The sequence below is a fragment of the Shimia sp. Alg240-R146 genome, from assembly GCF_947331465.1.
GTDB lineage: Bacteria > Pseudomonadota > Alphaproteobacteria > Rhodobacterales > Rhodobacteraceae > Shimia.
Genome location: NZ_CAMZOK010000002.1, coordinates 206,616 through 230,283, shown reverse-complemented (window position 1 = coordinate 230,283; position 23,668 = coordinate 206,616). Strand labels below are relative to the sequence as shown.

Genomic DNA, 23,668 nt, shown 5'->3' with positions numbered 1-23,668 from the left:
GCGTCTCGTAAGTTTGAGAAGCACACTAGGCCCGCCCTTTTGGGAGAACAACAAAGAAGGGCGCAGCTACCCGCCACGCCCTTCGTTTTTTTTCGCTTATGTGCGCGTCGCGCCTCAGGCGTCGACAGTTGCCGCGGCGTCCGCCCACTCCCACGGACGCACGAAGGCCCCCAGAACTTTGCCAACCTCTTCGTCGGTCGCATCGCCCGAAGCTGTCAGCTGGGCCACAAGACCGCGCTTTTTGTCGTCCAGAACCGAGGTCACCCGCGCTGGCACACCCTCTTTTTCCAAGGCGGCGTTGTAGATGCGGGTGATCGCGGATTTACGCAGGTCCGGCTTGAAGATTTTGCCCACCGCGGTTTTCGGCAGCTCCGGCATGATCTCAACGAACTTTGGATGCGCCGCGCGCTCGTGCACGTGCACCTTGGCGTGGTTCATCAGCTCTTCTTGCGTGACGCTGGCGCCTTCGACCAGCTCGACATAAGCACAAGGCACCTCGCCCGCGTGGGCGTCTGGCTGACCAATCGCGCCGGCAAAAGCGACGTCGTGGTGCGCCAGCAGTGCCTCTTCGATCTCGGCAGGATCAATGTTGTGACCGCCGCGGATGATCAGGTCTTTGGCACGGCCCGTGATCCACAGATACCCGTCCGCGTCGATGCGGCCCAAATCGCCGGTGCGCAGGTATTTGTCGTGGTGGTAAAGATCCACGTTCTTGTCAGCCTCGGTATAGGTGTTGCCCGCAAAGACACCGGGGTTGGAGATACAGATCTCGCCCACTTCGTCCGCGGCACATTCCACAGGCCCGTCCGCCGTGTCGGTGAAGATCCGCACATCGGTATATGGGAACGGAATACCGACCGAGCCAACTTTCTTGGCACCAGAGGGCGGATTGCACGACACAAGGCAGGTCGCCTCGGTCAGGCCATACCCTTCGACAATGGCGACGCCACAGGTGCTTTCAAATCGTTTGAAAAGCTCCATCGGCATTGGGGCGGAACCGGAAAACGCGGTTTTCACGGTTGAAATATCGGCGTCCACAGGACGCTGCATCAACGCGGAAACAGCAGTCGGCACAGTAATGATAAACGAGATTTTCCAACGCTCGATCAGCTTCCAGAAGTTGTCGAACACGCCGTCGCCGCGATAACCCTGCGGCGTCGGGAAAACCACATGCGCGCCGGATTTGATTGCAGCCTGCATGATAACGTGAACAGCGAACACGTGAAACAGCGGCAGCGGACACATGATGTTGTCTTCTTCCGAGAACAGCAACTCATGGCCAAGCCAGCCGTTGTAGATCATGCCGGAATAAAGGTGCTGCGCCACTTTGGGCATGCCCGTGGTGCCGCCAGTATGGAAATATGCTGCAACGCGATCCTTGCCACCATCAGCAAAATCCAGCGTCTTGTTCTGTTTGCGAACTTCTTTGGTGAAACTCTTGTAATCCGCGTGCGCCGGGCCTTGGACCTTGGGCCGGATCAGCGGCACAATCCAGGATTTTGGCGGGGTCAGATAGCGGTTCAGATCTACTTCAAGCACCGTGTTTACGTGTGGTGCGTGACGCACGGCCTCAGACACTTTTTGTGCGATGTCCGTCTTGGGGAAGGCCTTGAGCGTCACAACAACCTTGGCGTCGGTTTCGCGCAGGATCGCGCCGATCTGTTCCGGCTCCAGCAGCGGGTTGATCGGGTTCGCAATGCCCGCGATCATGCCGCCCAGCAACGTGGTCAGGGTTTCAGACGCGTTGGGAAGCACGTAAGCAACCGTATCCGTCTCACCCACCCCAAGATCGCGCAGCAGGTTCGCAACCTGAATGGACTGCTCAAACAGCTCCTTCCATGTCAGCGTTTCGGCCTTGTCGGTAGCACCAGACAAAAGCTGATAGCTTGACGCGGGGCGGTCCGGGAACTTTGCGGCTGTCTGCGACAGCATTTCATAGATCGTTACCGGCAGATCGCGGTCCGCGTATGGCATCTGCGCTTCAATCGTCCGCAGGTCTGCAGCCGTTTCAAAAGTCATGGATGTGTCTCCCCCCATCTCTCATTTCGATGTCTCGCATCCCAAGGTGAGGGCGCGGTCGGCGCACACATCACAATGGTCGATGCCCTTGACCAGACAAAACCTAAGGTCAACTTGGCCCAAACGTTACGTCAAAAAATGGCGCAAGAACACACCGAAGGATCAAGTTTTTAGCATTTTGCCTTTGCGATCAAACGTTACCGTCGGTGAACTGCAGTTTTGCCAATTTTGCATAAAGCCCGCCTGCGGCGACCAAATCATCATGCTTGCCTTGCGCCACAATGCGGCCTTCGTCCATCACGATGATGCGGTCGGCCTTTTTTACGGTCGCCAAACGGTGCGCCACGATAATGGTGGTGCGATCTTGCGCCAACTCATCAACGGCAGCCTGCACCAACCGTTCGCTTTCAGCGTCCAACGCGGATGTGGCCTCATCCAGCAACAACACAGGCGCGTCGCGCAGGATCGCACGGGCAATGGCGATGCGCTGTTTTTGGCCACCGGACACCATCACGCCACGCTCGCCCATCGGGCTGTCATAGCCTTCGGGCAATTTGGAAATGAAGTCATGCGCCGCTGCGGCTTTGGCAGCGGCTTCAACCTCTGCGTCAGTGGCATCGGGGCGACCAAAGCGAATGTTCTCTCGCGCGCTTTTGGCAAATATCACCGGATCCTGAGGCACCAGAGCAAGATGCTTGCGAAAGCTTTCCCGCGCCATCGTATCAAGCGCCACACCATCCAGCGTGACAGCACCAACCACCGGATCATAAAACCGCTGGATCATCTGAATGACGGTGGTTTTGCCTGCGCCCGACGGGCCCACCAGTGCGACGGTCTCGCCGGGTTGGATCGTCAGATCAACAGCATCAAGCGCGGATTGATTGGGGCGGGTCGGATAGTGGAACGACACGTTGTCAAACCGGATTTTACCGCGCACAGGCGTCGCCAGGCTTTCAGGATTCGCGGGGTCATGCACCGTGTCCTCGGAGTTCAGCAATTCCACCAGTCGTTCGGTGGCGCCAGCGGCACGTTGCAACTCGCTCCAGATTTCGCTCAGCGCGCCAACAGCACCAGCCACCATGACCGAATAAATCACGAATTGAACCAAGGCGCCGACGCTCATGCCGCCAGCCCGCACATCGCGCGCACCCATCCACAGAACGACGACGACGCCGGTGAAAATCAGGAAAATCACGATCATCGTCAGCAATGCGCGTGTGTTGACCCGACGCATGGCGGCACGCAGGCTCAGGTCAGTGACATCGCCAAAGGCCGCACGCGAGGGCGCCTCGTGCGTGAATGCCTGAACTGTCTGCACGCTCAGCAGCGCCTCAGAGGCATTGCCCGAACTTTCCGCGATCCAATCCTGGTTTTCGCGGCTCAAAATCCGCAAACGGCGGCCCAGAACCGCGATAGGCACGATCACCAGCGGCACGACCAGCAACACCATCAGCGTCAGTTTGGTCGAGGTCAGCAGCATCAAGGCGAGCCCGCCGACGAACAGCAACAGATTGCGCAGCGCAATCGACACAGATGAGCCGATCACCGACTGGATAACTGTGGTGTCCGTGGTGATGCGGCTGAGAACTTCGCCCGTCATCACGCCTTCAAAAAACGTCGGGCTCATGCCGATCATGCGGTTGAACACCGCTTTGCGGATGTCCGCGACAACCAGCTCTCCCAACCGTGTGACCAGCAGATATCGCAGCGCGGTGCCAACGGCGAGCATCGCGGCAAACCCCAATGCGGCGAGGAAATACTTGTCCAAAAGCGCGTCGCTTTTGGTGCCGAAGTTGTCGACCACGCGGCGCACAGCCACAGGCAGCATCAACGACACAGTTGCCGTCAACGTAAGCGCCATCAACGCAAGTAGAACCTGCACCCGATACGGCCGCATAAACGGAGCTAACCCACGCAGGGCGCTCATGTTCTTGCTTTTTTCCCGTTCCTGTTCGCTGTGCGTCGGCGTTGGCTGCTTGGCCATGAACTTCCCCCGTTCGGTGTTCCCACGTTAGTGGCAACGCACGCGGACTGGGTCAAGCAGACAGTTGTCGCAGGCGCGGCGTTGTTGGCGAAAAAACGCGCCGTGACCACACAGAGTGGCTTTGTAAAGTGACTGGGGATTTTACCTTGGAGCGGGTAGAGGGAATCGAACCCTCACCTTAAGCTTGGAAGGCTCTTATGATACCATTTCACCATACCCGCCCGAGGTTCAGTTGATGTATTTCAGCCCGCCGGAGAGGTCAAGTGGCTCAATCGGCTTTCTCCGCCGCAGCGCCAGTTTTTGCCGCACAGGGCGACATACTGTCAAAGCCACAGCCACTCAATCACCGACAACAGCACAAACACCGGTACTGCCACAACCGTCGCCACAAGTGCTGGCACGGCCCATGTCATTTTCGATGCTGGCGCGGTTTGGCCATATACTTGGGATTGTCCAGATTCTTTCATGACTTCATTAACCATGATTTAGGTTTCAGATGCGTTAATGGCACCATGTTTGATGCCTCTCCTCTTTTGCCATGGACTCCGCTGCATCAAAGCGGTGAATACGCGCGCGCGCTCACACAGCTTGATGCCAAAACCACCCGCCTTGCGGATGGCACTCTTGTGTCGCACCGCAGGATACGCGGCATTGAAACTGGAATGTTGCCCCGCGCCGAGATTTCGCAAGACAGTTTGCTGCCTTTGATCCGTGACGCGGGCATGCGTAAACATCTGTGGGTCGTAAGCCCCGATCACCCCGCGCCATGGCTGGCCGACTTGGGCGCCGTCGCAGTGATGAGCCCGGCCTATGTGGCGCAAGTTGACCTGGATGGGGACCTTGAAGTGCAGATGCAGCCAAAATGGCGCAACCGTCTCCGTGCGGCTGAGCGCCAGAACCTGCGCATCACCCGTCAGAACCTGCCCCTCAGACCAGACAACTGGATTTTGCAGCGCGACCGCGAACAGCAAAAGGCGCGCGGTTACAAACCTTGGAGGGACGCGGTGACGCTGGCCTATGCCAAAACCAATCGCGGCAATGCCAAACTGTTCACCGCCTTTGACGGCAAGGCCGAGGTGGCCGCGATGCTGTTTTTGCGCCACGGCGACAGCGCGACTTATCACATCGGGCATGCAACGGATCAGGGGCGCGCCAAAAACGCCCACAACCTGTTGCTTGGGCAAGCCATGGCATGGCTTGCCAGCAAAGGCGTCTCGCATCTGGAGTTAGGTCAGGTCGACACCGACACGTCGCCCGGTCTGGCACGGTTTAAACTGGGCGCAGGAGCCAAGCTGCGGCCACTGGGCGGCACCTGGCTTTGGTGGCCGCCTCTGGGCAAGGCATTGACGCCGCTTAAATATCTCGACCGTCGCGCAATGTCGGCCCGCTAACAGGCCCTAGGTCACGCGGCTTTTGACCTGATATTTCGGATCACGCCACAGCTCTTGCGTCATCACCTCTTCGATGATCTCAGCTGCCGCGACAATGTCAGCGTCGTCCAGATACAGCGGCGTAAAGCCAAAGCGCATGATGTTGGGCGCGCGGAAATCGCCAATCACGCCGTTATCAATCACCGCCTGCATCGCCGCATAGCCGTGCTCAAAAGCAAAACTCACTTGCGATCCCCGCGCGTCCGCGTCCCGCGGACTTGCCAATGTCACTTGCGGACAGCGGGCTTCGACCTCAGTGATGAACAGATCCGACAAACGCTGGGACGCTGCCCGCAAATCCGCCATGTCGACGCCTTCCCACGCCTTGAGTGCTTCTTGCAAAACCGCCAGTTGCAAGATCGGCGGTGTGCCCACGCGCATGCGTTCGGTCGCGTTTGCGGGACGGTAGTTCAGCTCCATCGCAAAGGGCGCATCATGGCCGAGCCAGCCAGACAACGCCGGTTCGATGTCGTCAACTATGTCGGGGCGCACATAGATGAACGCAGGCGCGCCCGGCCCGCCGTTGAGGTATTTGTAAGAACAGCCAACCGCGAATTCCGCGTTACATGCGGTCAATTCCACTGGCACTGCACCCGCTGAATGCGCCAGATCCCAGATCATCACCGCGCCAACATCATGCGCGCGCTTGGTGATCGCGGCCATGTCATGCAGTCGACCCGAGCGGTAATCCACCTGCGTCAGCATCACCACCGCGACGTCTTCAGTGATGGCCTCTGCCACATTCTCGGGCGCGGGCGTGCGCAATTCATATCCTTGATCCAGCGTGTTGATCAGCCCTTCGGCCATATAAAGGTCAGACGGGAAATTGCCATTGTCCGACAGGATCACACGCCGGTCAGGACGCATTTTTATCGCCGCTGCCAGTGCCTGATAGACCTTGATCGACAGGGTGTCGCCGGTGGCCACCGACCCTGCAGGTGCGCCGATCAATCCCGCCAAAGTGTCGCCCACAACTTGCGGCAAGGCCATCCATCCGGCGGTGTTCCACGCCTTGATCAACTGCCCGCCCCATTCTTCGGTGATGGTGCGGTGTGCCCGTTCGGCTGCGCCTTTGGGCAACACCCCCAACGAGTTGCCATCCAGATAAATTACGCCCTCAGGCACATCGAAAAGCTCTTTTCGAGGAAGTGCTACGCCCATGTCACAAGTCTCCGCGCAGGTGCCAAAGTTCGGGGAAAAGTTCCACATCCAGCATCCTGCGCAGATACTGAACGCCCGACGTGCCGCCGGTGCCCCTCTTAAAGCCGATCACCCGTTCCACCGTGGTGACATGATTGAACCGCCACCGGCGGAAGTAATCTTCCAGATCGACCAATTTCTCGCCAAGTTCATACAAACGCCAATGGGTGTCCACATCCTCATAGACCACTTTCCAACGTGCTTGCACCTCCGGCACGGCGCTATGGGGGCTCGTCATTTGCGGCGCAGGCAGATTGCGATCGTCCCCGTCCAGCGTGACAAACAAGTGCCGGATCACCTCGTCATAAAAGCTCGGCCGCGCCAGTTCGGCTTGCAACGCGGCCACCATATCAGGGCGGTGCGCGTGCGGTTTAAGCATGTTTGGATTGCGGTTTCCCAGCACGTATTCGATCAACCGGTATTGGTGGCTTTGAAACCCTGACGACGGGCCCAGCGCCTCACGAAACGTGGTGTAATCCGCTGGCGTCATGGTGCGCAGAACGTCCCAAGCAGAATTGAGCTGTTCAAAGATGCGGCTAACGCGGGCCATCATTTTGAACATATGGGTCAGATCCCCGGCAATCAGCGCATCCCGCGCCGCACTCAACTCATGCAACGCCAGTTTCATCCACAGCTCACTGGTCTGGTGCTGAATAATAAACAGCATTTCGTCATGCGCCGTGGATTGCGGATGCTGCTGGCCAAGGATGCCGTCCAGATGCAGATAGTCGCCATAAGACATGGCATCCGCATAAGACATCTTAGCGCCATCGCCCGCAGGATCATACGCGTCGGTCATCTATCGTTCCTCACTCTTGCGGGACAGCGCCCCGAATTCATCCGTGTCCAGCGCATCAACCAGCCGGTCCAGACGCAGGATCATACCCTCCACATCGTCAAGATTTAGGTTGCCCAACATCTCGTTGATCCAGCTTTCGTAAATCCGCGCAAGCACGGCAAAGGCGCCCTGCCCTTTCTCGGTCAGTTCCACCCGTGACGCGCGACGATCACCCGGCACCGCCACCCGCCGCGCCAAACCTTCCTCGGCCAACTTGTCCACGATGCCGGTGACATTGCCCGCCGACACCCGCAGCCGGTCCGAAATCTCACTCATCTTCAACCCGTCAGGCGCGGCCGCCAATTCCGCCATCACATCAAACCGTGGCAACGTGCTGTCGCAATCCCGCCGCAGACGCCGCCGAAGCTCGTCTTCAATGACTGACGCCGATTTTTGCAATTTTTGCCAAAGCGCAAGGCGTGTGCGCGACAGCGCAGCGTCTTGGTGCAAAGCCGTCTCGTCTGACGAATCCATGTCCTTCTCCCTGCCCTATGCGTAGCCACGCGATCCCTTTACTTCAAGCATGAAATTTCAAACTTAAAGCAATTAAAGCATGGACAGAAAAAAGGCGCCCCGATCCATTCGGAGCGCCCTTTGCCAGAAAGAGAGTGTGACTTAGTTGGAGCTAAGGTGCTCCTGCAGTTCGGATTTCGCCGAGGCGACACTGCTGCCGTTGCCCAGCGGAATATCTCCGTTGGCGGCCAGGTCGTCTACAACCTTGCGGTACTCATCCAAATAGCCTTCGGGCAAACGGTGCGCGATGCCCTGGTGACAATCGATACAGGTCTTGCCGTCGTCGATCGCTGTCTGGTGCTGCGCCGCTGCGCGATTTTCCTGAATGGTAAAGTCCATGTATTCAAACTTGTGACAGTTGCGGCATTCGCGGCTGTCACTCTGCTTCATTTTCTTCCAGCTCAAAGAGGCCATATGCAGGCGATATTCCTGATACTTCTCTTCGGTGTTAATGGTGCCGACAAGGTGGTGATAGACGTCTTTGGACGCCATAATCTTGGCCTTGATCTTGTGTTGCCATTCTTTGGGCACGTGGCAATCCGGACAGGTCGCGCGCACACCCGAGTGGTTGTTGTAGTGCACTGTGTCCTGATATTCGACGAAGTTGCGCTCCATCGAGTGGCAGGAAATACAGAATTTCTCGGTGTTGGTCAGTTCCAGCGCCCAGTGAAAGCTCCCCCAGAACAGAATGCCAGCCACAAAGCCACCAATCAGCAGCGTGCCCAGTGACCACGCAGACGTAGGCGAGCGCACGACGGCCCAGAGCCTGCGCAGAAAGCCCGGCTTCTTGCCGGTGTTGTTGTCTTGATCAGACATAATTCAAACCCTCCTTGGGACCGTCAGTTGGACGGGGTGAAATCGTTGTCGACCAGTGTCGGAGCATTGGCCTGCGGCACATGGCATTGATTGCAGAACCAGCGTGTGCCAGCCACCTGGTCCAACTGTTCGCCCTCTCGGCCCAGATAATGGGTCATTGACAGGGTTGGCGCGTTGCGATCACCCGCATTTGTCCAGTCATGGCAGGACAGACATTGGTTGGCGTTCAAATCGATTTGATATTGCGCAATCGAATGCGGGACCAGCGGCGGCTGCTGGCGATAATTGCGACCAAACCGGCTTGTGGTGTCCTGTTTCTGGACTTCGTCAATGATGTTGACTTCATCGATCGGAACGTCACGCAAACTCTGCGATCCGTTGTTTTGCTGTGCCACGACAAAGCTGCCGCTAATCACAACAGCAAACGCAGCCAATAGGCTGATAATATTTTGTTTTTTCATGTCTCTCTCCGATTCTGGCTCAGGCGGCTTCGCCGATCTTCTTATGTGTTTTGGGTTTCGTCCGCGCACGCCCGGGCGCGGGCGTCTCATCGAAACGATGGGTAAAATGGAAAACGGCAACCGAGCATACGTCGATGCAACGGCCGCAATTGGTGCAATCAGGCGACAAGATCAAAGCAGTGTCCTCGTCCTTCCCGCGCAAGGCGGGGGTGATCACCTGCATTTCAGGACACACCGCAAAGCAATCCATGCAATCATCACAGGCCGCACGTTTCTCGGCACTGACCCGCAACAGGCTTTTGCGGCCCAACAGCCCGTAAAAGGCGCCCACAGGGCAGATGTGGCTGCACCACCCCCGGCGTGACACGAATAGATCAAACAGGAACACCGCGACGACAAAGGTCCAGGCAAAGCCCACCCCAAAGATCAGGCCGCGATGCAGCATCGAAATGGGATTGACCACTTCCCAGGCAATGGCACCGGTTAGCATCGAGACCACCAGAACCATACCCAAAACATAAAACCTTGTTTCGCGTTTGGGCTGCCAGCCTTTGGGCAGGTCCAGCCGGCGGTGCGCCCACGCGGCCGTGTCGGTCACAGCGTTGATCGGGCAGACCCAGCTGCAATAGACGCGCCCACCAATCAGCGCATAAACAGCCGCCACGATCACCGCGCCAATGATGGCGGTCATTTCTGGCCAGTGTCCGGCCACCATGCCCTGAAGCAGGATAAACGGATCGGTCAGCGGCAGCACATTAAAGGTCAGCGACCCGCTCAGGTTGCCTTTGACCCACCAGATGCCGAACCACGGCCCCAACAGGAACAGGCTTAGGAAAAAGGCTTGGCTCAATCGACGCAGGATCAGGTATTTGTGGGCTTTGATCAGCCCCTTGTCGCGGATCGCCTCATGACCCACCGGCAGTGCGGTTTTCACGCTCATTGGCCCGCCCCCCCGACTGTCGGAAGCTTAAATGCCGGCTCAAACCCGCCCGGTGCAGCCAGATTGTCAGTTCCCGGTCCGGGCAAACGATCCGGTAGGTCGATGATTTCATCCACCAGCGGATTATTCTCTTCCCAGCCCAACCGGTAATGCTCGGCACTTTCTGCGCGCGCGGTGCGGATCGGCAGCACCTTGATGGCGGCCTCCCCCGGCAACACGCAGGATTTTTCACATTTGCCACAGCCCGTGCATTTGTCGGAATGCACCGTGGGCATAAACATCGCATGATGGCCCGAATTTTCGTTGTGACGCCGTTCCAGCGTGATCGCCTCGTCAATCAGCGGGCATACCCGATAACAAACGTCGCACCGCAGGCCCAGCGCGTTCAGGCAGGTCTCCTGATCGATCAAAACCGCGAGCCCCATACGGGCGTCGTCGATATCCGTCAGATCTTTGTCCAACGCGCCGGTCGGACAAGCCGCCACGCAGGGAATGTCGTCACACATCTCGCAAGGGATGTCGCGGGCATCAAAAAACGGCGTGCCAGTGGCGGCGCCGTCCACGCCCAATTCGGCAAGTACCAATGTGTCGTAAGGACAGTCGCGCACGCACAATCCGCACCGGATGCAAGACGCGAGGAAATCCGCCTCAGGCAAGGCGCCGGGCGGGCGAATGGCGCGCTCGGGCAGAGCGCGCGCATCCTGAACCATCCACATAAGGCCCATGCCCGCCACCGCACAGCCCGCCGTTCCGCGCGCCGCATCCTGAAGGAAGCGTCGGCGGGCCGGATCCATGGCTGATGTCTTTTTGGCGGACATTGGCTTGGCTTTCGTGTCAGAGCTGGCGGGCTGGGCGCTTACGCGCGCTCAACCTTACAGGCACACTTCTTGAAGTCCGTCTCTTTGGAGAGTGGGCAAGTGGCGTCCAAAGTCAGCTTGTTGATCAGCTGGCCTTCGTCAAACCACGGCACAAACACCACGCCCTTGGGCATCTTGTTGCGACCGCGGGTTTCGACCCGGCTGTGCATCTCACCGCGACGGGTGGAGATCACGATCTCCTGACCACGGCGCAGGCCTTTGGCTTTGGCGTCGTCGGGGTGCATGAACACCTGCGCAAACGGATAAGACCGGTGCAGCTCAGGCACACGACGGGTCATCGAGCCCGAGTGCCAATGCTCAAGCACACGACCGGTGACCATCCACAATGGATACTCATCGTCAGGCATTTCCGCCGGAGCTTCGTAAGGCGCAAAGATGATCTTGGCCTTGCCGTCTTTGTTGCCATAGAACCGGACGCCTTCGCCTTCAGGCACATAGGTGTCATAGCCTTCGCGGAAGCGATACAGCGTCTCTTTGCCGTCCACCACAGGCCAGCGCAGACCGCGCGCATTGTGATAAACGTCAAAGTCAGCCAGATCGTGCGCTTTGCCACGGCCAAATGATGCGTATTCCTCAAACAGGCCTTTTTGTACGTAGAAGCCAAAGTGCTCGGATTCGTCGTTGTTAAAGCCCTCTGCGGTGTCGCTCAGCGGGAACTTGTCCACCTGACCGTTGGCAAAAAGCACGTCAAACAGTGTTTTGCCTTTGAACTCGGGATTGGCATCCAGAATGTCAGCTGGCCAGACCTCGTCAGTGGTGAAGCGTTTGGAGAATTCCATCAGCTGCCACACGTCCGATTTGGCGTCACCTGGTGCATCCACTTGCTGACGCCAGAACTGGGTACGGCGCTCGGCGTTGCCATAGGCGCCCTCTTTTTCCACCCACATGGCTGTCGGCAAAATACAATCCGCCGCCAGCGTGGTCACGGTTGGATAGGGATCGGACACAACGATGAAGTTGTCCGGATTGCGATACCCCGGATAGCCTTCTTCATTCATGTTGGGCGCGGCTTGCATGTTGTTGTTGCACTGCACCCAATAGGCGTTGATTTTGCCGTCTTTTAGATCGCGGTTCTGTTGTACCGCATGCGATCCAACTTTGGCGTTCAGGATGCCAGAGGGCAATTTCCACTTCTTCTCGGAAATCGCGCGGTGCTCGTCGTTGGCAACAACCATATCGGCGGGCAGACGGTGCGCAAAAGTGCCCACCTCGCGCGCGGTGCCACAGGCAGACGGCTGACCCGTCAGCGAGAACGGCGAGTTGCCGGGTTCCGAGATTTTGCCGGTCAGAAGGTGCACATTGTACATCAGCCCGTTCACCCAGCTGCCCCGCGTGTGCTGGTTAAAGCCCATCGTCCAAAGCGACATAATTTTGCGGTTCGGGTCGGCATATTGCTTGGCCAGACGCAACAGCTTGCTTTCGGGCACACCGGACAGCTCGCTGGTTTTCTCCAGCGTGTATTCGCTGACGTGCTCTTTGAAAGCGTCGAAGTCGATCTGTTCGAGCGCGCCGCTGTTGGGATTTTCCGCTTCTTGCTGCAACGGGTGCTCGTCGCGCAGGCCATAGCCGATGTCGGTGGCGGCCTTGGTAAAGTTCACGTGTTTGTCGACAAAGTCCCAGTTCACGGCATCGTTTTCGATGATGTAGTTACAGATGTAATTCAGGATCGCCAAATCGGTCTGCGGCGTAAAGATCATACCGTTGTCCGCCAGCTCAAACGAGCGGTGCTCAAATGTGGACAACACGTGCACTTCTGCGCCGGGTTTGGTCAGGCGCGTGTCTGTCAAACGTGACCACAGGATCGGGTGCATCTCGGCCATGTTCGACCCCCAAAGCACAAACGTGTCTGCGTGCTCCAGATCGTCATAACAGCCCATTGGTTCATCGATGCCAAAGGCCCGCATAAAGCCGACCACGGCCGAGGCCATACAGTGACGCGCGTTGGGGTCGATGTTGTTGGACAGGAAACCCGCTTTCATCAGCTTGGCGGCGGCATAGCCTTCCCAAACGGTCCACTGACCGGAGCCGAACATGCCAATGCCTGTCGGACCTTTGTCTTTGAGCGCCGCTTTGAATTTGTCGGCCATCACGTCAAAGGCTTCGTCCCAGCTGACCGGGGTGAATTCACCCTCTTTGTCATAAACGCCGTCGGTTTTGCGCAGCAATGGCGTGGTGAGACGGTCTTTGCCGTACATGATCTTGGACAGGAAATAGCCCTTGATACAGTTCAAACCGCGGTTTACCGGCGCTTTGGGATCGCCCTGTGTGGCGACGACGCGGCCATCTTTGGTGCCCACAAGCACCGAGCAGCCGGTCCCACAGAAACGACATGGCGCTTTGTCCCAGCGGATATCAGGCGTGCCGGCCTGAGCTTTGGCGTCTTTGGGCATCGAAATGCCCGCAGCCGAGGCGGTTGCGGCGGCGGCGGTGGCCTTCAGAAAGGTACGGCGAGAAGTTGGCAAGGTCATAAGCTATTCTCCTTAAAGCGGTTGCGATGCGGTCGCATCCGCGCCGCTGGGTTCGAAATGATGATAAGTAAGCGTGACAGAGAGCACGCCGGGAATGTTGTGCATGTCCATGATCTGTTCCGAGGCCATTTTGTCCTCGGTGTCTTCAACGGTCACAACCATGCGCCCGTTTTCCTCGGCATGGACTTCGCCACCCTCGGTGGCATTGATGGCGGTCATCACGCCGTCGACCTTACTGGGCGACGCGTGTACCAGACATCCGCAAATATTCGTCATGGTCTGTTCTCGCTGGCTGTTGTGTGCTGGCGGCGGGTGAAGTTGCGTGGCTCTGAGTGGCCGCCAATGGCTTTTCAAAGCTGATTGCCCCGGATGGGCAGGCCGCTGCACAGGCCCCACAGCCGGTGCAGCTTTCGATATCGATCATGGGTTCAGACCGCCCGCCGGTGCGCAATTGAAACCGGATCGCTTGGTCATCGCAGGGATCTTCGCAGGCGCGGCAGGTGACGCCCTGCATTGACAGGCAAGTGTTATCCACCGTCGCGCGCCAGTCCCAGCCCTCTGAGGGCAGAATGGCTTTGGCGCCGCAAGCTTCGGCACAGGCGCCACAAAACGTGCACGCGCGCTTTGACAACTGAACGATGGGAAATCCTTCGTCGTCACCGGTGATAATGGCTTGCGGACAGGATGCGGCGCACTCGCCACAGCGGGTGCAGCTGTCTCCGAACAGGGTTTCTGACACAGCACCGGGCGGACGCATCGGCTGCGCAGCATCGAACCTGCCGCGAAGCAACGCCCTGCGTTCAGGCGAATGTACTGGTCTTACTGATGCGTCGACTTTCGGCAAACCCGCAGCTCCCAAATTCCCTGCTGCAAAAATAGTCAAAATGAAAACTTCCAACTTGATATGGATCATGCCCGAGAAGTTTTAATTCTCGAAGGGATTTTATGACCAAACCGCATATTGGTCCGAATGAAACATATTCAAAAAATTGATTTTAAACAGATGTTTGCACCCTGCCCAGCCGACAAAAACCCGGAACCTATATCGCAGATTTCTCTTTTTTTGCTGACGCATTCGCTGCGTGCTGCCCATCCTGTGTTCAGCCGGTTTTTCGCGCACCCTTTTGTGTATCGCGCGCACATCTTTCACAAAGAAAGTGTTACAGAAGTTGTCAATTGATGCATTTGAGGTAACTTATTTCTTGCAACGAATCGTCCGGCCAGTTAGCTCCGAATCATGGTCACCATTGCGAACGGGACCGCAGCACTGCCCCTGAGGAGGAAACATGAGCCAAGCTTTCATCTGTGACGCGACGCGTACACCCATCGGACGCTACGGCGGTTCGCTTTCATCTGTGCGCACAGATGATCTCGCAGCCCTGCCGATTGCCGCCCTGATGGCGCGCAACCCGGATGTGGATTGGGCCAGCCTCGATGACGTAATCTATGGCTCCGCCAACCAAGCCGGCGAAGACAACCGCAACGTAGCCCGCATGGCTGCGCTCTTGGCGGGTCTGCCGACCGATGTCCCCGGCGCCACAATCAACCGCCTTTGCGCCTCCGGCCTTGATGCGGTGGGCATGGCGTCGCGCGCCATCCGCGCGGGCGATCAGGACATGTTGATTGCAGGCGGCGTCGAAAGCATGAGCCGCGCGCCGTTCGTGATGGGCAAAGCCACCACCGCATTTTCCCGTGCCGCAGACGTCTTTGACACCACCATTGGCTGGCGCTTCATCAACAAAAAGATGAAGGCGATGTATGGCGTCGACAGCATGCCGCAGACCGCTGACAACGTCGCCGCTGATTGGAACATCAACCGCGCCGACCAAGACGCCTTTGCCGCCCGCAGCCAAGCCCGCTGGGCCGCCGCGCATGAGGCCGGCGTGTTTGCCGACGAAATCACCCCTGTGACAATCCCACAGCGCAAAGGTGACGATCTGGTTGTCGACACCGACGAACACCCCCGCCCCGGCACAGGCGCGGACAAGCTGGCCAAGCTGCGCGGAGTGAACGGATCCGACCTGACCGTAACGGCGGGCAACGCGTCGGGCGTCAACGACGGCGCTGCCGCGCTTTTGATCGCCAACGAAGCTGCTGCTGCCAAAAATGGCCTCACGCCAATGGCGCGCATTGTCGGCATGGCCGCCGCCGGTGTGGATCCCCGCGTGATGGGCATCGGCCCTGTGCCTGCCACCCGCAAGGCATTGGAACGCGCGGGTCTGAGCATCGAGCAGATGGATGTGGTAGAATTGAACGAGGCCTTTGCCGCACAAGGTCTGGCGTCGTTGCGCGATCTCGGCGTTGCCGATGATGCCGCGCACGTAAATCCCAACGGCGGCGCAATTGCGCTTGGCCACCCGCTTGGCATGTCCGGCGCACGTCTGGTGATGTCGGCCGCCTATCAACTCAAACGCACCGGCGGGCGCTATGCGCTTTGCACGATGTGTGTGGGCGTCGGCCAAGGCGCCGCCCTGATTTTGGAGCGGGTCTGACCCCGCAGCCTGAGGAGGAACCCAGTCATGTACGCACAGATGGTTAAGTCCGAAGCGACACAAGACGACCCTGAAAAGCTCGCCGCCTTTCAGGAGAAAATCGACGCAAACATCAAAGTCGAGCCACGCGACTGGATGCCTGAGGGCTATCGAAAAACCCTGATCCGCCAGATCGGGCAGCACGCGCACTCCGAAATCGTTGGCCAACTGCCCGAGGGCAACTGGATCACCCGCGCGCCCACGCTGGAACGCAAGATGATCCTTTTGGCCAAGGTACAGGATGAGGCCGGTCATGGTCTCTATCTTTACGCCGCCGCCGAAACGCTGGGCGTCAGCCGTGATGAGTTGACAGAGATGCTGCTGGACGGGCGGATGAAATACTCCTCCATCTTCAACTACCCAACCTTGAACTGGGCCGACATCGGCGCGGTGGGCTGGCTGGTGGATGGCGCGGCGATCATGAATCAGGTGCCGCTTCAACGTACCTCTTACGGGCCTTATTCGCGCGCGATGATCCGCATCTGCAAGGAAGAGAGCTTTCACCAGCGTCAAGGCTACGACATCATGATGAAGATGGCGCAAGGCACTGAAGCGCAAAAGAAAATGGCACAAGATGCGCTCAACCGTCTTTGGTATCCCTCGCTGATGATGTTTGGTCCCTCCGATGCGGCCTCGGTGCATTCCGAGCAATCGATGGGCTGGAAAATCAAGATCAACTCCAACGACGAGTTGCGCCAGAAATTTGTCGACCAGACCGTGCCACAGGCGAAATACCTTGGCCTGACGATCCCCGACGACAATCTGACTTGGAACGAGGACAAGGGCGGCTGGGACTATTCCGACCCCGACTGGACCGAGTTCTTTGACGTGCTCAAAGGCAACGGCCCCTGCAACACCGACCGCATGGAAGCCCGCAACAAGGCGTGGGACGACGGCGCATGGGTGCGCGACGGGTTGCTGGCCCACGCCGAAAAGAAACGCGCCGCCAAAACGGCTGCGGAATAAGGACACTACGATGAGCATGACAATGCAAATCTTTGCCGTCCCCGAGGACCAACTGTCCGCGGAGCAAGTGAACAATTTCCTCCGCGAAAACCTCTATGGCGAGGATGCTTTGGAACTCGAAAAAGAGTGGGCTGCTCTCGATCATATGTTGCCAAATTTTGGCCAAGGCGCGTTTTCGGCACTTAGAAGCGGCGCTCCAATCGGCGACGACTGGGGCTATGGTCCAGCTTTGGCACTAAATTCGGAAGGGGTGAAAGCCTTTCTGAAGCAGCTCCAGGCTGTTTCGAAGGACGAATTCGCTCAAAAATTCAGCTTCGACGATTTGGCACAAAACGACATCTATCCGGCCATTTGGGACCGCAAGGACCCGGATGACAAACACTTCGTTTTAGAAACCTACCAACAGCTTCGTGAGTTCACAAAAGCAGCCGCCGATCACGGCCAAGCCTTGCTCACCGTTATTTTGTAAGGAGACCCCACATGTCTAAAGAATGGCCCCTCTGGGAAATCTTCATTCGCGGCCAACACGGCCTGAGCCATCGTCACGTCGGCTCCCTGCACGCGCCGGACGCGGAAATGGCGATCAAGAACGCCCGCGATGTCTACACACGTCGCAACGAAGGCGTGTCGATCTGGGTGGTCGAAGCCAACAACATCGCAGCCTCTTCCCCGTCGGAAAAAGGCCCGCTCTATGAGCCGTCTGAGAGCAAGATTTACCGCCACCCGACGTTCTTCGACATCCCTGACGAAATTGGACATATGTGATGGCCGCCTCAGACAAGGACATGCTCGCGCAGTTCCTGCTGCGCATGGGCGACAACAGCCTGATCCTGGGCCACCGCGTCAGCGAATGGTGCGGCCACGCGCCGGTTCTGGAAGAAGACATCGCGCTGGCCAACACCGCGCTTGATCTGATTGGTCAGACGCAGTTCTGGCTGGGCTATGCCGCCGAGGTCATGGACGGCGACAAAACCGCTGACGACGTGGCCTTTCTGCGCGACGTCTGGGATTTCCGCAACATCCTGCTGGTGGAATTGCCCAACGGTGATTTTGGCCAAACCCTGATGCGCCAGTTCCTGTTTGACGCCTATCAGTCGATCCTGCTGCCACGCCTGATGAAATCCAGCGATCCCCGCGTGTCCGAAATTGCCGAGAAGGCCAGCAAGGAATGCGCCTATCATGTTGAGCGCTCAGCCGACACCGTGGTTGGCCTTGGCGACGGCACCGAGGAAAGCCACACCCGCATGCAGGCCGCGCTTGATCGGCTTTGGCCTTATGTGGGCGAGATGTTTGCCTCTGATGAGGTGGACGCAGCCATGGCCGCCGCCGGTATCGCACCCGACCCGGCCAGCCTGCGCGCAGAATATGACGCCTTGGTGGGCAAGGTCATGGCCGAGGCCACATTGACGATCCCACAAAGCGATTTCGCGCACAAAGGCGGGCGCAATGGTGCAACCCATACCGAACACCTCGGGCACCTGCTGACCCAGATGCAATGGCTGCAACGCGCTTATCCGGGGGCGTCGTGGTAAACGATGCGCAGCGCCCGACCGAGGGTGGGGGTGAAGCCCCCTCCCGTGGGGGAGGTCGGGGGCTGCCCGGCGTGCCGCCAGGCGAAACGTTTCGCCCCTCAACAGACACCGTCTGGACATGGCTCAACGCCGTGCCTGATCCCGAGATCCCCGTCATTTCGCTGACTGACCTCGGCATCATCCGCGACGTGGTTTACGAGGGCGACACGCTGATCGTAACTGTCACCCCGACCTATTCCGGCTGCCCCGCGACCAGCATTATCAATCTGGACATCGAAACCGCCCTGCGCGGCCACGGCGTCGAAAACCTCGAACTGCGCCGCCAACTCAGCCCCGCATGGACCACCGACTGGATGACCCAAAGCGGACGCGACAAGCTGGAAGCCTACGGCATCGCCCCGCCTCAACCGGCTGGCGGGCCGGACAAATGCCCACACTGCGGCAGTCAAGCCGTTGAGAAGATGAGCCAATTCGGCTCCACCCCCTGCAAGGCCCAATGGCGCTGCACCGCCTGCCTTGAACCCTTTGATTATTTCAAGTGCATCTGAGGAGACCCCACATGGCGCGCTTTCACGACCTAGAAGTTACCAACATCCACAAGACAATCCGCGACGCCGTGGTGGTGACATTGGCCCCCGTCAACGGCGCGGCCAAGGAATTTGACTTCACCCAAGGCCAATATCTGACGTTCAAGCGCGATTTTGACGGCGAGGAACTGCGCCGCTCATATTCGATCTGCGCGGGCAAGGACGACGGCATTCTTCAGGTCGGCATCAAACGCGTCGACGGCGGTGCGTTTTCGACCTGGGCCAACACCGAGCTTGCGGTGGGCGATACCGTGCAAGCCATGCCCCCGATGGGCGGCTTTTTCACCGAGCTAAACGCCGATGCGGACAAGACCTACCTCGGCTTTGCCGGTGGCTCCGGCATCACGCCAGTTCTGTCGCTGATCAAAACCACGCTCGCGCGTGAGCCGCAGTCGAGCTTCACCCTGATCTACGCCAACAAGGGCGTTTCCACGATCATGTTCCGCGAAGAACTCGACGACCTGAAAAACACCTACATGGGCCGCTTCAACGTGATCCACGTGCTGGAAACCGACGCGCAGGAAATCGACCTGTTCACCGGCATGGTAACCGAAGAAAAATGCGCACAGCTGTTTCAGACCGGCTGGATCGACATCGCCTCGGTCGACACAGCGTTCATCTGCGGCCCGGAACCGATGATGCTGGGCATCGCCAAGGCGCTCAAGGACCACGGCCTTGCGGAGGATCAAATCAAATTCGAACTCTTCGCCTCTGGCCAGCCGGGGCGCGCCAAACGCAAAGCCAGCAGCGCCAGTGCTTCAACCAAGGCCGTCACCGCCCGGATCACGCTGGACGGCGCCACGCAAACCATCGAGATGGATCGCGACACATCGGTGCTGGACGCGGCCCGCGCCAACACCATGGACGCGCCTTATGCCTGCAAGGCGGGCGTCTGTTCGACCTGCAAATGCCGCCTGATAGAGGGCGAAGTCGAAATGGCCGCCAACCATGCGCTGGAAGACTATGAGGTCGAAAAAGGCTTCATCCTGTCGTGCCAGTCATACCCGCTGACGGACAAGGTTGTGGTCGACTACGATCAGTAAGCCCTCAAGACCTCAGCCGCGCTATGGGCCTTAGATAGAGGGATCGGTCGGCCCCGGTCCCGGTCCCGGCCCCGTGGCTCCGGCGGGTGCGTCCACATTGCTGGTCAGCCCCAGCCCGATTCCGTAGTCCAGCTCGTTGGTAGAAAGATCAAGACCAAGGCTGAGATCAACGTAGAAATCCTCGTCCAGATAAGCGGCGCCGATGTTGGGCCGCCATGCCTTGCCGCGCAGCTTGTAGTCCAGGCCCAGCGCCAACGCGCCGCGTTCTGCCTCGTCATCAGAAAACACCCGAACGCCGATGGACACGTCTCCGCCAATAATAAAACTTATCCCAAAGCCAAAAGACGGGTCAGCTTTTGCTGCCACAGGCATCAGACTCAAAGCAGCAGCTGCCGCCATTCCTAAAACAGATCTATGAAACATTTTTCACCAATTGCTTTTTCAAATCCGGACAAATTAGCCGCGAACAATGATGCGTCAAAGCCTTTTTTCAGACCGAATTGGCCACATGGATCACGCACAGACTGCCATAGCCTCGATATCCGGCTTGCCATTCTCCCCTACAAACGCGACTAAACGGGGGTAATGCCCCTCACGCCCAAGGCCGCCTGACCATGCGCACACTTGCCGACCGCATCCGACATATGATCCTGTTTGAAGGCATCGCGCTTGCGCTTCTGGTGACAGGCGCGGCACTGTTTTCCGAATTCGACGTCCATATGTTTGGCGCCTTTGGCCTGATGATGAGCCTTTTGGCGATGCTTTGGAACCTGATCTACAATTGGCTGTTTGATCTCTGGGATCGCAAATACCGCAATTTTGCCCCGCGCGGCCCGATGATCCGCGCCATACACGCGGTGCTGTTTGAATCCGGCTTGCTGATCGTTGGCACGATTCTGGCGATGTGGTGGCTTGACCTCGCCTTCTGGCCCGCCTTTGTGCTCGATGTTGGCCTGTCGCTGTTCTTCGTGACCTATGCCTACGCCTTTAACTGGACCTATGACATCACATTCCCGCCGCCGCATGCGCGCGCAAAAAAGGCCGAAGTAACCCCTCCGGCCTAAGACATAGCACTTCAGATTGCTGGCTTTAAAGTCCGCGCACGCCACGCAACAGAATGTCGGTGACCAACAACGCATAGGTTTCTCGGTCCGTCCGCGTCGCAGCGTGTTCCCACATGTAATATGTGTTCAACATGCCAAAGATCGACATAGTGATGCCGCGCAGTTTTTCCTTATCGCCCGCAAACACACCCTGTGCATTGCGCTCCACAACCTTGCTGAGAAACTCAACCAGGTCACGCTGGTAGACCCGAAGAATGGCTTGCTGATCCCCGCTCAAGTTGCTCAAATTGGTGGTTTGCACGCGATGGATTTCATCCGAACCTTCATAGGCCATCAGGATTTCACGCACCACATGATACAGTGCTTCTTCCGGAGCCTCGGACTCCACATCCAACGCACAGACCCGATCACGCAAGTCGTGCAGATAGGTGTCCAACGCGTCAAACAGGATGGCCTCTTTGCTCGTGTAATAGTGATAAATCGTGGCCTTGGAGACCCCACAGGCTGCGGCCAACTTGGTCATCGACACACGATCATACCCTTCGGTGGCAAACTTCTTTGCCGCCGTGTCTAGGATATGGCTACGTTTCTGATCGTGGTCTTTTGCAATAGTTCGCGCCACAACTCACTCCTTGTCTCGGTTGTCGACGACTCGACGCGCCTTGCCTTGGCTGCGTTCGACATCGCCTGAGTCTCCTACGATGATTTCGGTGGAAACTCCTACGATATCTTTAATTCTCTTGGTCAACATGCGCGCAGAGGCATTTTTTGACAAATTATCGGCAGCATCCGGCGTCGCTTCAACCTTGACGCGCATTGCATCCATGTGACCCGACTTAAAGAGTTCGATCTGATAGTAGGGCGCGAGTCCCCCCGTCGCGAGGACCTGCTCCTCAATCTGACTCGGAAACACGTTCACGCCGCGCAAGATAATCATGTCGTCGCTGCGACCGGTGATCTTGGCCATTCGCCGCATCGATCGCGCTGTACCGGGCATAAGACGGGTCAGATCACGGGTGCGATAGCGGATCATCGGCAGACCTTCTTTGGTCAGCGTGGTAAACACCAGTTCACCCTCCTGCCCGTCCTCCACAACTTCACCCGTCACCGGATCAATAATCTCGGGATAGAAATGATCCTCCCAGATCACCGGCCCGTCTTTGGTTTCCACACATTCATTGGCAACCCCAGGCCCCATGATCTCGCTCAGCCCGTAAATATCCACCGCATGCATATCAAAGGCGTCCTCGACTTCCTTGCGCATGCTGTCCGTCCACGGCTCAGCACCAAAAACGCCAACCTTCAGCGAGCTTTCCCGCGGGTCCAGCCCCGCCTTGCGGAACGCCTCAAGGATGTTGAGCATATAAGACGGCGTGACCATAATTCCGTCAGGCTGGAAATCGGTGATCAGCCCGACCTGTTTGTCGGTCTGCCCGCCCGACATCGGCACCACCGTCGCGCCCAGCCGCTCAATGCCATAATGCGCGCCCAGACCGCCGGTGAACAGCCCATAGCCATAAGCGTTGTGCACCATGTCACCCGCCCGAAGCCCCGATGCCCGCAGGCTGCGCGCCATCAGGTCCGCCCAATTGTCGATGTCTTTTGCGGTATAACCCACCACGGTCGGCTTGCCCGTGGTTCCGGATGACGCATGCAGTCGCATGATCTGCTCGCGCGGCACAGCCAACAGGCCAAAGGGGTAATTCGCGCGCAGATCCTCTTTGTAGGTGAACGGGAATTTCGCCAGATCACTCAGAGACGTAAGATCATCTGGATGCACACCGGCCTCGTCAAAACGCGATTTGTACATTGGCACATTGTCATAGGCATGGTGCAGCGACCACTTCAGCCGCTCCAGTTGCAGCCCACGGATTTCATCCACAGATGCAATCTCAATCGGGTCCAGCTCTTCGGGCCGTGGTGACAGGTCTTTCATGATCGTTCTCCTCCGCACGAATGCGTCTTATTCTTCAAACAACTGTCCACGGATCGCGCGGGAGGCGCCACGGAATTCTGCAATCACCACGGCGTCTTGATTGGTCACGGTCACATCATAAAGCCCGCTGCGCCCGCTCAGCGAAACTTCGCGCGCCGTTGCCGTCAACACGTCTCCCTCGCGCCCCGGCGCGAGATAGCTGACCTGATTGTGCTGCGCCACAGTCGCCTGATTGCGGCTGTTGCACGCAAAGGCAAAGGCGCTGTCCGCCAGAGTAAACGTCAGACCGCCATGACATATGCCGTGTCCGTTACAAAACTCCGGCCGCACCGTCATCTGCAAGGTCGCTTGCCCCTCGCCCACCTCGACAATCTGCATGCCCAGATACTGACTTGCGCGGTCACTCTCCCACATCGCTTGCGCTGAGGCCTCCGCCCGCGCCTGTCCTGTCAAATTTGCCAT

27 protein-coding genes and 1 tRNA gene are annotated in these 23,668 nt (G+C 58.2%); 10 read left to right on the top strand and 18 right to left on the bottom strand.

All coding sequences use genetic code 11. The features are described 5' to 3' along the window. Window positions 1-114 precede the first annotated feature (114 nt). From PG871_RS10310 to PG871_RS10295, 4 genes are all read right to left on the bottom strand, one after another. Window positions 115-2,019: an acyl-CoA synthetase gene (locus tag PG871_RS10310; protein ID WP_270729110.1), complete on the bottom strand. Its 1,905-nt coding sequence runs from the start codon at window positions 2,017-2,019 to the stop codon at window positions 115-117. Window positions 2,020-2,209: 190 nt separating this feature from the next. Further along, window positions 2,210-4,003 (bottom strand): ABC transporter transmembrane domain-containing protein, encoded by a 1,794-nt coding sequence (locus tag PG871_RS10305; protein WP_270729108.1) that lies wholly within the window; start codon window positions 4,001-4,003, stop codon window positions 2,210-2,212. A gap of 147 nt (window positions 4,004-4,150) precedes the next feature. Beyond that, window positions 4,151-4,224, bottom strand: a tRNA-Gly gene (locus PG871_RS10300). Window positions 4,225-4,326: 102 nt separating this feature from the next. Beyond that, complete coding sequence (locus PG871_RS10295) at window positions 4,327-4,470, bottom strand: hypothetical protein (RefSeq protein WP_270729106.1); 144 nt, start codon at window positions 4,468-4,470, stop codon at window positions 4,327-4,329. Between the two features lie 66 nt (window positions 4,471-4,536). Between PG871_RS10295 and PG871_RS10290 the strand changes: the two genes are divergently transcribed. After that, entirely contained in the window at window positions 4,537-5,394 is an 858-nt protein-coding gene (locus PG871_RS10290; RefSeq protein ID WP_270729104.1) for a GNAT family N-acetyltransferase, read from the top strand. A gap of 6 nt (window positions 5,395-5,400) precedes the next feature. Here PG871_RS10290 and kynU read toward each other — a convergent pair whose 3' ends face one another. The 10 genes from kynU to napF form a co-directional block, all read right to left on the bottom strand. Beyond that, window positions 5,401-6,594, bottom strand: coding sequence for a kynureninase (gene kynU / locus PG871_RS10285; RefSeq protein ID WP_270730863.1), 1,194 nt, complete (start codon window positions 6,592-6,594; stop codon window positions 5,401-5,403). A 1-nt stretch (window position 6,595) separates the two neighbouring features. After that, on the bottom strand, window positions 6,596-7,432 hold the full coding sequence (locus PG871_RS10280) for a tryptophan 2,3-dioxygenase (RefSeq protein WP_270729102.1): 837 nt from the start codon (window positions 7,430-7,432) through the stop codon (window positions 6,596-6,598). Then, window positions 7,433-7,945 (bottom strand): MarR family winged helix-turn-helix transcriptional regulator, encoded by a 513-nt coding sequence (locus PG871_RS10275; RefSeq protein ID WP_054002321.1) that lies wholly within the window; start codon window positions 7,943-7,945, stop codon window positions 7,433-7,435. 141 nt (window positions 7,946-8,086) lie between these two features. Beyond that, complete coding sequence (locus PG871_RS10270) at window positions 8,087-8,800, bottom strand: NapC/NirT family cytochrome c (RefSeq protein WP_270729101.1); 714 nt, start codon at window positions 8,798-8,800, stop codon at window positions 8,087-8,089. Between the two features lie 23 nt (window positions 8,801-8,823). Next, a complete protein-coding gene (locus PG871_RS10265; RefSeq protein ID WP_270729100.1) occupies window positions 8,824-9,261 on the bottom strand; it encodes a nitrate reductase cytochrome c-type subunit in 438 nt (145 codons plus the stop codon). 19 nt (window positions 9,262-9,280) lie between these two features. Next, complete coding sequence (gene napH, locus PG871_RS10260) at window positions 9,281-10,201, bottom strand: quinol dehydrogenase ferredoxin subunit NapH (protein ID WP_270729098.1); 921 nt, start codon at window positions 10,199-10,201, stop codon at window positions 9,281-9,283. Further along, entirely contained in the window at window positions 10,198-11,019 is an 822-nt protein-coding gene (gene napG / locus PG871_RS10255; RefSeq protein ID WP_270729097.1) for a ferredoxin-type protein NapG, read from the bottom strand. Before napG ends, napH begins: the two co-directional genes overlap by 4 nt. A gap of 38 nt (window positions 11,020-11,057) precedes the next feature. Next, window positions 11,058-13,547, bottom strand: coding sequence for a nitrate reductase catalytic subunit NapA (napA, locus tag PG871_RS10250; RefSeq protein WP_270729095.1), 2,490 nt, complete (start codon window positions 13,545-13,547; stop codon window positions 11,058-11,060). Between the two features lie 12 nt (window positions 13,548-13,559). Continuing rightward, window positions 13,560-13,766, bottom strand: coding sequence for a chaperone NapD (locus PG871_RS10245; RefSeq protein WP_270729093.1), 207 nt, complete (start codon window positions 13,764-13,766; stop codon window positions 13,560-13,562). Window positions 13,767-13,779: 13 nt separating this feature from the next. Continuing rightward, the gene (gene napF, locus PG871_RS10240) at window positions 13,780-14,460 is read right to left on the bottom strand and encodes a ferredoxin-type protein NapF (protein ID WP_270729091.1); all 681 of its coding nucleotides are present in this window, start codon (window positions 14,458-14,460) and stop codon (window positions 13,780-13,782) included. A gap of 57 nt (window positions 14,461-14,517) precedes the next feature. On the opposite strand from napF, the gene PG871_RS10235 reads away from it, so the two are divergent. The 8 genes from PG871_RS10235 (at window position 14,518) to PG871_RS10200 (ending at window position 20,206) form a co-directional block, all read left to right on the top strand. After that, window positions 14,518-14,727, top strand: coding sequence for a hypothetical protein (locus PG871_RS10235; protein WP_270729089.1), 210 nt, complete (start codon window positions 14,518-14,520; stop codon window positions 14,725-14,727). A gap of 106 nt (window positions 14,728-14,833) precedes the next feature. Next, a complete protein-coding gene (gene pcaF, locus PG871_RS10230; RefSeq protein WP_270729087.1) occupies window positions 14,834-16,039 on the top strand; it encodes a 3-oxoadipyl-CoA thiolase in 1,206 nt (401 codons plus the stop codon). A gap of 27 nt (window positions 16,040-16,066) precedes the next feature. Further along, a complete protein-coding gene (gene paaA / locus PG871_RS10225) occupies window positions 16,067-17,044 on the top strand; it encodes a 1,2-phenylacetyl-CoA epoxidase subunit PaaA (RefSeq protein WP_270729086.1) in 978 nt (325 codons plus the stop codon). A 10-nt stretch (window positions 17,045-17,054) separates the two neighbouring features. Next, window positions 17,055-17,513 (top strand): YfbM family protein, encoded by a 459-nt coding sequence (locus PG871_RS10220; protein WP_270729085.1) that lies wholly within the window; start codon window positions 17,055-17,057, stop codon window positions 17,511-17,513. A gap of 11 nt (window positions 17,514-17,524) precedes the next feature. Further along, a complete protein-coding gene (gene paaB, locus PG871_RS10215) occupies window positions 17,525-17,809 on the top strand; it encodes a 1,2-phenylacetyl-CoA epoxidase subunit PaaB (protein WP_270729083.1) in 285 nt (94 codons plus the stop codon). After that, on the top strand, window positions 17,809-18,576 hold the full coding sequence (gene paaC, locus PG871_RS10210) for a 1,2-phenylacetyl-CoA epoxidase subunit PaaC (RefSeq protein ID WP_270729082.1): 768 nt from the start codon (window positions 17,809-17,811) through the stop codon (window positions 18,574-18,576). The genes paaB and paaC overlap by 1 nt, the downstream gene beginning before the upstream one ends. 71 nt (window positions 18,577-18,647) lie before the next feature. Further along, the gene (gene paaD, locus PG871_RS10205; RefSeq protein ID WP_270729081.1) at window positions 18,648-19,124 is read left to right on the top strand and encodes a 1,2-phenylacetyl-CoA epoxidase subunit PaaD; all 477 of its coding nucleotides are present in this window, start codon (window positions 18,648-18,650) and stop codon (window positions 19,122-19,124) included. A gap of 11 nt (window positions 19,125-19,135) precedes the next feature. Then, the gene (locus PG871_RS10200; protein WP_270729080.1) at window positions 19,136-20,206 is read left to right on the top strand and encodes a 2Fe-2S iron-sulfur cluster-binding protein; all 1,071 of its coding nucleotides are present in this window, start codon (window positions 19,136-19,138) and stop codon (window positions 20,204-20,206) included. 30 nt (window positions 20,207-20,236) lie between these two features. On the opposite strand, the gene PG871_RS10195 is transcribed toward PG871_RS10200, so the two are convergent. Then, the gene (locus PG871_RS10195) at window positions 20,237-20,629 is read right to left on the bottom strand and encodes a hypothetical protein (protein WP_270729079.1); all 393 of its coding nucleotides are present in this window, start codon (window positions 20,627-20,629) and stop codon (window positions 20,237-20,239) included. Between the two features lie 191 nt (window positions 20,630-20,820). Here PG871_RS10195 and PG871_RS10190 point away from each other — a divergent pair, with 191 nt between their 5' ends. After that, window positions 20,821-21,270, top strand: coding sequence for a PACE efflux transporter (locus PG871_RS10190; protein ID WP_270729077.1), 450 nt, complete (start codon window positions 20,821-20,823; stop codon window positions 21,268-21,270). A gap of 25 nt (window positions 21,271-21,295) precedes the next feature. Here the strand turns inward: PG871_RS10190 and PG871_RS10185 are convergent, their stop codons facing one another. The 3 genes from PG871_RS10185 to paaI are packed head-to-tail and all read right to left on the bottom strand — an operon-like array spanning window position 21,296 to window position 23,659. Then, complete coding sequence (locus tag PG871_RS10185) at window positions 21,296-21,892, bottom strand: TetR/AcrR family transcriptional regulator (RefSeq protein ID WP_270729076.1); 597 nt, start codon at window positions 21,890-21,892, stop codon at window positions 21,296-21,298. Window positions 21,893-21,895: 3 nt separating this feature from the next. Beyond that, entirely contained in the window at window positions 21,896-23,206 is a 1,311-nt protein-coding gene (gene paaK / locus PG871_RS10180; protein ID WP_270729075.1) for a phenylacetate--CoA ligase PaaK, read from the bottom strand. A gap of 27 nt (window positions 23,207-23,233) precedes the next feature. After that, on the bottom strand, window positions 23,234-23,659 hold the full coding sequence (gene paaI, locus PG871_RS10175) for a hydroxyphenylacetyl-CoA thioesterase PaaI (protein WP_270730861.1): 426 nt from the start codon (window positions 23,657-23,659) through the stop codon (window positions 23,234-23,236). Between the last annotated feature and the right edge of the window lie 9 nt (window positions 23,660-23,668).